We start from the raw sequence: 12,745 nt of genomic DNA on the forward strand, positions 1-12,745 counted from the left end.
TTGTTCCATCTAAAAACATAATGATGAAGAGCAGAGATTTAAAAATAAAAAATCAATCAAGTAAATTTAAATTTACGTTGATTCTATTACTGTTAGGAACATTTCTTACGGTAAAAGCACAACAATCGATTACTTATACACCAAACCCTCTAAATTTTCAGAGTACAGATGTAGGGCAATTTAGTGGTATGGAACTTACTCCAACCTCTAGCGATGGAGCGAGCATTTATGAAATAACTAACATCACCATTACAGGGTCTAATGCAAGTGAGTTTGATGCATCTGGTAATAATATACCATTTTATGTAGATCCAGAATTTCCATTACCAATTATGATAGGTTTTGGTCCTACTTCAGCAGGAAATAAAACAGCAGTTTTAACCATTGTTTCAAATGCCCCAGATAGTCCACACATTATTAATTTAAGTGGTAGTAGTGAAGTGGCATTAGTCCCAGAAATTAGCTACAATGCTACTATTGATTTTGGAGGTATTGATATTAACACAACAACTTCTCAAAATTTAATAATAGAAAATAAAGGTAATTCTCCTTTAACCATTTCGAACATAACGATGCTAGAAGATTACTTTGATAAAACACAGTTTTCATTACCTACAGATTTAAATTTGCCAATAATAGTGCCAGCTTTTAGCACAGCAGATGCAATTTCCGTTAGTTTTTCTCCAGAAATGACAGGAGCAATTAGTGGCAATAATAACAGAATGGCAAGAATTGAAATTAGTAGTAATGATACCAGTAGCCCAAATATTGTAAACTTGCAAGGAGCTGTATTACAGCCAAATTTAGAAATTAACTTTTTACCTGAACCTTATGCTTTTGGAGATGTTAATTTAGGTGAAACGTCTACACAGAATATTACCATTAACAATACAGGAGCTGGTACTTTAGTTGTCTCTAACTTAAGTATTACGCCTATCGTTGGTAGCGATTTTTCGCATCCTGAAGATTATACGTTAATCTCGCCAACTACATTTCCATTTAACATTGCTCCAAATAGTTCGCAAGATATTAGCATAGCATTTACACCAAGAGATATGGGTTTTAGATATGCTAGACTAAGTATAGAAACGGTAAATGCTACAAACGAAATTATTAATATTACGGCAAATGGTGTTAATTCTAATTTCACATCCTCTACGTCTAATTTAACATTTAGCGAATTAAGAGTTGGTCAAGATGAAACGTTAAGTTTTAGCATCACCAATAATGGGAATCGTAATTTAAATTTATCAAGTGGTATCATTAGTGGCGCAGATGCTAGTTCATTTAGTATTGTATCAGTCAATGAAATTAAAACCGTTGGTCAAGGAGAATCGAATGCTGTTACTGTTTTTGTTAGATATACTCCTGCAGAAAGCAAAACACACCAAGCAAAAATTACGTACACGAGTGATGCTCCAAACAGTCCGCATGAAATTACATTAACCGGTAGTGCCATAGATTCAGATTTACAAATTTCTACAGATAATATTGATTTTGGTGATGTAAACATAGGGCTAACAAAAACACAAACCATTACACTTTCTAATACAAATGGAACAGATGCTGTAACTATTGACGACATAAGGATTCGTGTTAGTCCTGACTGGTTAAAGTTTAGCCTTTCTGAAATTGATTTTCCTTTAATTATTGATGCAGGTGCAGAGACCTCTTTTCAAGTTAATTTTTTATCTACTTCAGGTGGGAATAAAACTGCTCAAATAGAGATTGTTAGTAACGATACTAACTCACCACAAAGCATAAATTTAACAGGAAACACCTTAACTCCAGGATTGCTTGTAAGTAGTCCAATGTTAGATTTTTTAGATACACAAGCAGTGGTGCAATCAAGAACCAAATTGTTTCAGATTACCAATGATGGTGATGGAGATTTATTGCTTACAGATATGACTATTAATGGCGCTAATGCTGCTGATTTTCAATTTGAAGACATTACTCTTCCTCTAACAATTGCGGCATCCAATAGCAAAACCGTTCGTGTAATTTTTAGCCCACAAACTGCAGGTACAAGAGTAGCAACTTTAACAGTTAAAGGAGATTTTGTAGAAGATAAAATCATTGGCTTATTAGGAAAAGGCAATACCCCTTTAATTAGTGCAACCAACAGTGGTGTCTTTGGACAAGTAAGACATAATCGTACCCAAACTAAAGTCATAACTTTAGCAAATTCAGGCACAACAGATTTAGTGATTACAGAGGCAACGATTACAAATACGGCTAATGCTATTTTTAGTTTGCAAGATGTTACGCTACCTATAACAATTAGCCCAGGAAAAACGTATGATATTGAGGTTCTTATAGATCCTACATCAACAGAAATAGATCGTAGTAGTGAAGCAAACTTACAAATTGTGCATAATGATACTACAAAAGAAAGTCTTTTCACAATAGCATTAACAGCAACTCCAACCGATTTTAAAATACCAACGTTTACGGTAGCTTCAAATCTTTTAGAATTACCAACAACGGAAGCTGGCGAAACTTCTGCTACAAACTTACCGATTACCAATAATGGTACTGGAGATTTAATTATTACTAGTGGGTTTTGGGGTATAGGTAGCTCAGGTGCTATGTCACTGCATACCAATACATTTCCAATTACAATCCCTGCTGGAAGTACAAGTAATATAGAGATATCGTTTAGTCCTTTAGAAGGTGATACACATCAATCTAGATTACAATTAGTAATGAATGATACAGATTTTCCATATTCATTATATCATAAATCTAATACTGCTGAAATTATTGTAACAGGAGGTGTTTCGGCCCCAGGATTTCAGGTAACAAATGAAGAACAAAATCCGATAACGTTTTTAGATACGAGTCTTGGTAGAACAAGCAAACAAACCATACATATTACAAATGTTGGTACTGAGAATTTAGATATATTTAAAGCTAGTGCAGACGGTAATCAAGGAATGTTTCGAATAACAAGTTCTAATTTTCCGCAAACTAATATCGCTCCAGGAGAAACTGTAGCATTAACAGTAACCTTTACACCAACTGGAGAAGTAGGGCTAAAACAAGAAAATATTATAATAAATACAAATATACCAAGAGCGCCATTTTTTTCAACTACATCTTTTGAAATTCCAGTAGCTGGTCTTGCTGTAAAAGCTGAAGAGGTAATTGTAGGAGGTATGCATTTTAGAGCAGATAATTTAACAATCGAATCAGATATTGCAACTTTAGAAGGTAATGTATCAGCAGGGAATAGTTTAGAGTTTGATAGTGTTGTAACTATTAATTTAAACACGAATGAAATTACAGGTAATGGAGATATTTATGTAACAAACATTCCGAAAATTGGCCCTTTTGGAGGAGAAAAAGTGCTTTTACAAAAAGGTGCATATAGTTTTGTAGCTAATATTGATATACCTGAAATTGATTTAACAAGCGATGCAGATACTACAAACTTTGTTTTTGAGATGGTGGGTATTCCTCTAGAAATTACTAAAATAAAAATATTAGCAAACGGTGACGGGGTAGAACTTGGTGGTAAAATACCATTGCCAGCTGCCGTATTTGGTGTAGACCAAGGTGTTAATATGGAAGCTATACAAATCTCTAAAACCAATGGAGTAAATGTTACAGGTTCAGTAGGTATTAGTCCTTATATAGATATTTTTGGCACCTTTGCTTTAAAAGATGCAAACATTACTTTTGATACGTTTACAAACTCCTATAGTGGAGCAGCTACAGTAGGTTTTGATTTATTAGGCAAAGAAATAGGGATTGGTGCAGAAATTGAAATTATTAATGGAGGTTTAAATAAAGTTGCTTTAGAAATAGAAGTAACTCCAGGAATACCAATTGCACAAACAGGTTTTGCTTTGTCCGGTGGAAATGGTTTTATTAGTGGTTTGCAAGAACCCCCCGTTTCCTTTGGTTTAGGAGTAGATATCTCTCCTTCAGTTCCAGGTTTAACAGATGCAATGCGTTTTAATAATATGACAATTGCCTATACTATTGGTACGTCTTTAGACGCGAGTGGAGGGCTACAGGTTTTAGGAGCAGATGTTGCTGAGGCAGGTTTAAAAATGACATCTAAAAGTCTTTCAGTAGCGGCTTATGTAGATTTATTTACCATTTTCGTGGGTAATTTAGATGCGAAAATAGAAAATATTGGTAATCAACTTTTCTTAGAAGCAAATGCAAAACTTGCAGTAACAATACCACAAGCACCTTGTTTTGTTTGCGGACCAATTAATTCAGTTTTACCATTTACAGTTGGTGAAGCAGAAGCGCATTTAGATAATTTTGGTATGGATGCAACAGTAGACGTATTAGAAATACTAAGAATGAATGTTGCTATGAATCAAGTAGGTAAGGTAACTTTGGGTGCAAATTTTATTAGTGCTAATGATAAATTAGGGAAAGTTGCAGGGAAGTCTCAGCTAAAAAGTGCTTCTAACTTAGTTTTTGAAAACGATCAAATTGCCCAAGCAAAAGATCATTTAGAGGGTCAAAGTTTAATTATAGAAGCAAAAAAGAATTTGTTTGCAAAGTCAGCATCGTCATCTGCGTTATCAGATATACCTTTTAGTTTAACACAAAGTCATGAAAATGTTATTGTAAGAGTAGAGGGTACAACAAGCACACCAAGTTACACACTTATTTTACCTGATGGAACAGAAGTGACTCCCGAAAATGCTGAAAGTTTAGGGGTGTTTTACAGTACTTTCGACGCAGAAAAAAAAGCATATTATATTCTAAAAAACACACCTGTTGGCACGTATTACTATAGAATAGATGATGCTGATACTTATCAATTTGATGTAGTAACTTCTGAATTTGCCCCACAATTAAGCAACATAAATATTAATCATAATACTACAACAAATGATATCCTTATATCTTGGGAAGATACAGACCAAGATTCTGATGCAACCATAGCGTTTTATTATGATACAGATGATGAAGGAGGCGATGGCTTATTAATACAAAGTGGTATTAGTGAAAATGATGACACAGATCAAATTACTTGGAATGCAAACGATTTAAAAAACGGAACCTATTATGTTTATGGCAGAATAGATGATGGTACAAATACCGCAACAATTGTGTATGCAACTGATACTTTTACAATCAACAATCCATCCTCAGTGCCAACCACAACATTAGTCGCAGAAAAATTTGAAGATACTATTGCACTTTCTTGGACCAGTGTTCCAGAAGCAGACCAATATATTGTTTATATCGATGAAAGTGCGTTAACACTTTTTAGCCCAAGTCAAGGCGTTGGCGCAAATACATCATTTGATTTTAAAGATATTTTGCCAGGTAGAACATACAACTTTGCAGTAACAGCTCTTTTTGATGATGGTACAGAATTGATAGAATCTAACCTATCTAATATTGAAACTATTAATTTTATTAGTGCAAAAAGTAATAATATACCAAAAATAGAGACAGAAGATTTACCAGCGATATCAACTTCTATGAGTGAATACCCAACCAAAATTGAAGTTTCTGACCCAGATACAGCAGACGTATTAAGTTTAACAATGATAGAATTTCCTGAAGGGATGACATTAACAGGAAACATGTTAAACTGGTTTCCAACAAAAGATCAAAAAGGGAAACACCAAGTAATTTTAGAAGTAAGTGATGGTAATGGAGGCACAGATACAAAAAGCTATACAGTAACTGTTTTTGAGGCTCCTATAAATACTTTTTTAGGTACCACAAATAATTTATGGAGCGAAGCTAGTAATTGGTCTTTTGGTACAGTACCAACTACAGCAGAAAACACTATGATAAGTGCAGGAGTAAGTGCAGTTGTAGATGAGGTAGCAAATGTAAATGAATTAATCATAGATGGTACTTTAATAATATCACCAGAATACGCTATTACGATAAACGATATATTGACGCAAAATGGAACGCTAACTGTACAATCTAACGCTACACATAGTGGTTCTTTAATATTAAAAGAAAATTATACTGGAATTGAAAAAGTAACCTATCAAAGGTATGTAACTTCTGATTGGCATTTAATTTCATCTCCAGTTAATATGTTCGAAATAAGTAACTTTAAAGATATTGTAGACACTAATGGAAACAAATATGCATTATCAACATATGACAATAGTTTAGCATCTAATAGGTATATTTATTTTACCGATGAAACCGGTAGTGAAGACATTAATTTGCCTTCTAGATACTTACTTGAGGGAAAAGGCTATTCAGTAAAGAAATCTGTTGCAGGAACCATTAATTTTTCTGGTTATTTAAATACTAATTTTGAAACTAACTTTACACTTTCAGACAACAGTTCTGGCGTAGGTAACAAATGGAATTTAGTTGGAAACCCCTACACATCATCAATAGCTTTAAATGATGATGCAGATGCTACCAATAACCTTTTAACAGTAAATGCAGGTAATTTAGATCCTACAAGAGTAGCTGTTTATCAATGGAATGCAGTTACAGCTTCTTATGACATTATTAACCATTCAGATGAAGTTGCTAAATATGCAGCACCTGGTCAAGGCTTTTTTGTAGAATCTGTAGATGGAGGTGCAATTCTTAGTATTCCAGAATCTATACAAAAACATCAAACAGCTAATTTATTTTCTAAAACAACATCAACAACACCAGAAATAGTACTTTCTATTTCTAAAGAAAATACAACAAAAAGTACTAAAATTAAATATTTAGAAAATACCACAACAGGTTTAGATCCTGGTTATGATGCAGGAGTTTTCTCTGGAGAATCTAGTTCTTTTAGTATTTTTACGGAGTTAGTAAGTGATAATACAGGTGTGCCTTTTGCCCTACAATGTTTACCAAATACAAATTTAGAAACTATGGTTATTCCTGTAGGTGTTTTATCTGAAGCAAACAAAACAATAACTATTTCTGCGGAAAGTGTAAACTTACCATCAGGTATTTACACCTATTTAGAAGACACAAAAACAGGTGCTTTTATCAATTTAAATGAAGAAGATTATATGCTAACTACCCAAACAGCTTTAGAAGGAGCAGAACGATTCTTTTTACATACAAAATCGAATGCTTTAACTACAGACAATGAAGTATTTAGTGCAGTCATCAAAATTTATAAAAAAGATAACAATACTTTAAGAATTACAGGAATGTACAATGAGCAATCAAAAATAATAGTGTACGATATTTTAGGGAAAGAAGTTTTTACAACAAATTTTGTAGCTAAAGGAAGTAATGATATTGCGTTGCCAAACTTAAAATCGGCAGTTTATATAGTCTCCTTAATATCTGAAAAAGGCACCAAAACTCAAAAAATAATAATAGAATAATTCATAAAAAATTAAATTTAATGATACCTCATGACACCATAGAATAGAAGAATTTAGTGTCTATGAGGTTGTTATTAAAAAACATTGTTGTCCGATAAAAGATAAAAAGACCGCTTTCGCTGTTAGAATCAAGAACAAAGACTTGAATGTAACTAACTGAAAAACAATATTATTATGATTTTAAATTTTTCGATACATCATAAATTCTAAAGCGGTTTTAATAGCAAGGTGTACTACTTAAAAAATCTTGAAAATCAAGATTATCAATACTTTAAAACACTTTAGCTAATTTTAATCGAACAACACTAATTAAAAAATAATCATATTACCATTAAAAATAATAAAAAGATGAAAAAACAACTAGAAGATCAAGCAAAAAGTCCTGAAAAAATCACAAGAAAAGAGGCAATACAAAAAATTGGAAATTACGGTAAATATGCTACATTGACAGCTTTGGGCACCTATTTAATTTTGTATCCTAAAAAAGCACAAGCCGCTAGTCCAGAAGCACCTGGTTCTGATTTTGAAAGAATTGTTGATCAGAATGGTAATAATTTTATTAAAAAATTTATTAAGAAATAAATTAATTTTTATTCCGAATTAAAAATTAAAATCAAAAAAAACGAATTGCTCTATTCAATTCGTTTTTTTTGATTTTAATTCCTATAAATTACAACTCTTAAAATAAAAACTTACAAAGTGTTTTTCTCTTTATTTGAACATTTATTGCAAACTCGCCAAACTACTTTTAATAGTTTCTATTTTTGCTAAAGTATCGGCTTCTTTTTTACGTTCTAAAGCAATTACTTGCTCGGGTGCATTCGCAACAAAACGCTCGTTAGACAACTTCTTAGTAATTCCGAATAAAAAACCTGATGCTCTTTTTAGTTCAGCTTCTAGTTTTTTAATTTCTGCTTCAACATCTATACTTTCAATAGAAATTGGTATAAAATACTCATTCGATTTTACCCGAAAAGAAGCGCCTTCTACTTTTTCTGAAACACTCGTAATTTTTGATGCATTGGTTAATTTCTGAGTAATACCATCAAATTCCTTCGATTGCTTTTCTGCATCTATTACAAACAATTCTACCGCATCTTTAAACGCAATATTTTTATCTTTTCTAATGGATCTAATTCCGGATATAACCTCTGCTGCGAATTCAAAATCAGTAATAATCTTTTCATCAAAATTTTTCAGAATCGGATATTTTGAGATAATTAATGCTTCTTCCGGAGTTCTTTCTGCAATATATTGCCAAATTTCTTCCGTTAAAAATGGCATAAACGGATGCAATACTTTTAAATTATTTTCTAAAACTTCAATAATGGCATCAAACGTAATTTTATCAATGGGTTTTTGATATGCGGGTTTTACAATTTCTAATAACCAAGAAGAAAAATCATCATTAATCAATTTGTAAATCGCCATTAAAGCATCAGACAAACGGTATTTAGAAAAATGGTCTTCTATTTCTGCTAATGTTTTTTGAAATTTTGCTTCATACCAAACTAAACCAACTTTTGAAGTTTCTGGCTGTGGTAAACTTGCATCAACCTCCCACCCTTTTATCAAACGGAAAGCATTCCAAATTTTATTTGCAAATCCTTTTCCTTGCTGACATAAATCTTCCTCAAACATTAAATCGTTTCCGGCTGCAGAACTCAAAAGCAAACCAACTCGTACACCATCTGCACCATAATCATCAATTAATTTTAAAGCATCTGGAGAATTCCCAAGAGACTTCGACATTTTTCGTCGTTGTTTATCTCTCACCAATCCTGTTAAATATACATTCTGAAAAGGTTTTTCACCTTTATATTCATATCCTGCTACAATCATTCTTGCCACCCAGAAAAACAAAATATCCGGACCTGTCACTAAATCGTTTGTTGGATAATAGTATTTAATTTCTTCATTTTCAGGGTTCCGAATTCCATCGAAAACCGACATTGGCCAGAGCCAAGAAGAAAACCAAGTATCTAAAGCATCCTCATCTTGACGTAAATTCTCAATTTTAAAAGACTTCTCGACTACACCCGAAGAGACCGCTAATTGATAAGCTTCTTCCCTACTTTCTGCAACCACAAAATCTTCTTTTCCGTCTCCATAAAAATACGCAGGAATTTGTTGACCCCACCAAAGCTGACGAGAAATATTCCAATCACGAACGTTTTCCATCCAATGACGATAGGTGTTTTCGAATTTTTTGGGATATAAATTGATTTCAGCATCTTCACCTAAAACCGCATCAATAGCCGGTTTTGCTAAATCTTTCATTTTCAAAAACCATTGATCTGATAATCTTGGTTCTATGACCGCTTTTGTTCTTTCAGAGGTTCCTACTTTATGGGTATGAATTTCTGTTTTTACTAAAAATCCTTTTTCCGCTAGTTCTTCAGAAATTTCTTTACGCACAACAAAACGATCTTTTCCTTGGTAATGCAATCCGAAAGAATTTAAAGAAGCATCTTCATTAAAAATATCGATTACTTCTAAATTGTGCTTATCTCCTAAATTCTTATCGTTTTCATCGTGGGCAGGCGTTACTTTTAAACAACCTGTACCAAATTCAATATCTACATACTCATCTTCAATAATCGGAATGATTCGTCCACAAAGTGGCACCACCGCTTTCTTTCCTTTTAAATGCGCAAAACGCTCATCATTCGGGTTGATACAAATGGCTGTATCTCCGAAAATAGTTTCAGGTCTTGTTGTCGCAATAACCAAATATTCATCCTCTTCTAACCTCTCCGAAAGAGAGGAACTCTCACTGTTGTGAAGCGCTTGTTGCTGCACTCCCTTTCCTTCGGAAAGGGTTGGGGATAGGATTTTGTATTTTAAATAATATAAATTTCCTTGTCTTTCTTCGTGAATTACCTCTTCATCAGACAACGTAGTCTTTGCCTCCGGATCCCAATTCACCATTCTAAATCCTCTGTAAATTAAACCTTTGTTATATAAATCAACAAAAACTTTAATCACAGATTCAGACATTTCTGGATCCATGGTAAAAGCAGTTCTTTCCCAGTCGCAAGAAGCACCTAATTTCTTTAATTGTTCTAAAATTTTGCCGCCATATTCATTCTTCCAATCAAATGCATGTTGCAAAAATTCTTCTCGAGTAAGATCACTTTTGCTAATTCCTTGCTCTTTTAATTTGGCAACAACTTTTGCTTCTGTAGCAATCGAAGCATGATCCGTTCCAGGAACCCAACAGGCATTTTTACCCAATAAACGTGCACGTCTAATCAAGACATCTTGAATGGTGTTATTTAACATGTGCCCCATGTGTAAAACTCCGGTAACATTTGGAGGAGGAATTACAATGGTATAAGGCTCTCTTTCGTCTGGTGTTGAATGAAAGTAATTGTTCTTCATCCAGTAGTCATACCACTTATCTTCTACCTTACTTGCATCATATTTAGATGGAATTATCATACTTTGGAATAATTTTTGGGATATAGCTGACAAAAATACAAAACTCTATTTTGTAGAGAAAATTAGTAGTTGATTTTTTAAAACAAAATAATAGTCTTAATTTTACTTCATAAACCATTTATGATGAAAGCTTTCGGAACCTTATTGCTCACTTTTTTTATTTCCATATCATTTAATGCCCAAGAATTTAAGTTTGAAAAAGAAACCATTGATTATGGCAAAATTCATAAAGGCGCTAAAGGTGAAAGAATTTTTGTTTTTACCAATACTGGTGATGCGCCTTTAATTATAAAAAACATTCAATCTTCTTGTGGTTGTACAGTGCCTAAAAAACCAGAAAAACCAGTAATGCCAGGAGAAAAAGGCGAAATTAAAGTTTCTTATGATACCAGTAGGTTGGGAGGTTTTTCTAAAACTGTTACTATTTTTTCAAATGCAAAAAATTCTAGAAAAGTAATTAGAATTAAAGGTTTTGTGAATAACGGTGGTTCTTTACAAAAAGAAAAAAATATGCTTTCTGATAGTTAAATCTTTTTCTCTAATCTAAATTCAAATTTCATTTTTATCCCTTTTCGTTCAATTGTCATTCTTATTTTTGCTTTGTCTTTGGTTCTAAATTTTTGAATAATTTCACCAAGTTTATACTCGTAAGTTGGTTTGTTGTTGATACTTAAAATAATATCATCTTTTAATAAGCCCGCTTTGTCTGCAGAAGATCCTTTTACGACGTTATTAATTTTAAAAGAAGGTTTAAATTTATACGAAAAACTTGTTATAAAACTGACCGAATTTTTTGAATCTAATTCTTGATTAAAGGCATCTGATATTGGTCTTGTATCTTTTTCTTTTACCAACTGTTTACCTGCATAAACTACCTCTAAACCACTCATGTTATAATTAAAATCGTCTTTTAACGACCTGTTTTTTTTAAGTTTAATTTTTTTATTAGGATAATCAAACCACACCGTAAATCTTCTTAAAATTCCACCACCAATGCTGCCATTTCGGCTTTTAAAACCTCTTGCATTTTTTGTAGAAATAGAGTCTAAAAAAGAAACTGTAGGTTTATCTAGCTCAAATGATTGTAATTTAACTTTCGGAATTCTACTTCTATTTCCATAAATATGACCACTTAAGCCTTCTCCTAAAATATCAGGAAAATGACGAATGGGCGTTTTAATATTTTCTTTACTATCCTCAAAAAGCCATAAAGCATCGCTTCCGCCAGAATCTATCAAAAGTTTTACATCGGTTAATTTCGTACCAACAGTATCTATCTGAATTTGAGCATTGATGTAAGGCTTCTTCCTATAAAATTCAATATCAAAAGTTTCGCACTTTCTACATTTTTTGTAAGTGTATGTTTTTGGGTTATAAAAATCAATTTTTTTGGAGTTGTAATTAATTTTTACAATAAAATTCTTTAAAATATTATACCCAATAATTCCATGAATGGTGGTTCCCATTTTACTAGACAAGTCGAAATAATCTGTTAAAATTACATAGATAACTTCATTGTTACTTAGCACGTTTTTAATCGAAACTTTATTGTTTTTAGAAATCAGAGCTTCTACAGATTCACCAAGACCTAACCCACGCAATTGCACGTTTTCGACATTGTTTAAGCCAATACTATCATTCTGAGAAATGTTAAAAAGTATTGTTTTACTAACCCCTGAATCTAGAATAAAAGACAAATTTTTACCATTTACTTTTAAGGGAACAACAATTAAATTATTTATCAATTTAAAATTAACACGTTGATGATTTTCCCTTTCATTTAAAAAGCGAAAACCATCTTGAGCATTTATATCCGCAGAAAGTAGCAGTATTAGGGCAATTGAAAATAAAAAGAGTTGCTTCAAGTATTATATTTTAACAAGTAATCTATTTTAATAATAATTGAAGATACAAATTAAGATTTGGACTCTTCTTTTTTTAATAAATTTTTAACCTTTAAAGAATTCTAAAATAAAACACGCATCTAAAATATATTTCGC

General features: G+C 32.4%; 5 protein-coding genes. 3 read left to right on the forward strand and 2 right to left on the reverse strand.

Annotated features, from left to right (window positions below; translation table 11 throughout):
• Positions 1-20: 20 nt before the first annotated feature.
• Both K8354_RS08440 and K8354_RS08445 read left to right on the forward strand, forming a co-directional pair.
• Positions 21-7,301, forward strand: a complete 7,281-nt coding sequence (locus K8354_RS08440) for a choice-of-anchor D domain-containing protein (RefSeq protein ID WP_223447206.1) — start codon at positions 21-23, stop codon at positions 7,299-7,301.
• A 348-nt stretch (positions 7,302-7,649) separates the two neighbouring features.
• On the forward strand, positions 7,650-7,883 hold the full coding sequence (locus tag K8354_RS08445) for a hypothetical protein (protein ID WP_223447208.1): 234 nt from the start codon (positions 7,650-7,652) through the stop codon (positions 7,881-7,883).
• Between the two features lie 141 nt (positions 7,884-8,024).
• Here K8354_RS08445 and K8354_RS08450 read toward each other — a convergent pair whose 3' ends face one another.
• Entirely contained in the window at positions 8,025-10,745 is a 2,721-nt protein-coding gene (locus tag K8354_RS08450) for a valine--tRNA ligase (protein WP_223447210.1), read from the reverse strand.
• A gap of 123 nt (positions 10,746-10,868) precedes the next feature.
• On the opposite strand from K8354_RS08450, the gene K8354_RS08455 reads away from it, so the two are divergent.
• Positions 10,869-11,273 (forward strand): DUF1573 domain-containing protein, encoded by a 405-nt coding sequence (locus tag K8354_RS08455; RefSeq protein ID WP_223447642.1) that lies wholly within the window; start codon positions 10,869-10,871, stop codon positions 11,271-11,273.
• Here K8354_RS08455 and K8354_RS08460 read toward each other — a convergent pair.
• Positions 11,270-12,610, reverse strand: coding sequence for a retropepsin-like aspartic protease (locus tag K8354_RS08460; protein WP_223447212.1), 1,341 nt, complete (start codon positions 12,608-12,610; stop codon positions 11,270-11,272). The two genes, K8354_RS08455 and K8354_RS08460, sit on opposite strands and share 4 nt — an antisense overlap.
• Positions 12,611-12,745: the final 135 nt, after the last annotated feature.

The sequence above is a fragment of the Polaribacter litorisediminis genome (genome assembly GCF_019968605.1).
Classification (GTDB): domain Bacteria; phylum Bacteroidota; class Bacteroidia; order Flavobacteriales; family Flavobacteriaceae; genus Polaribacter; species Polaribacter litorisediminis.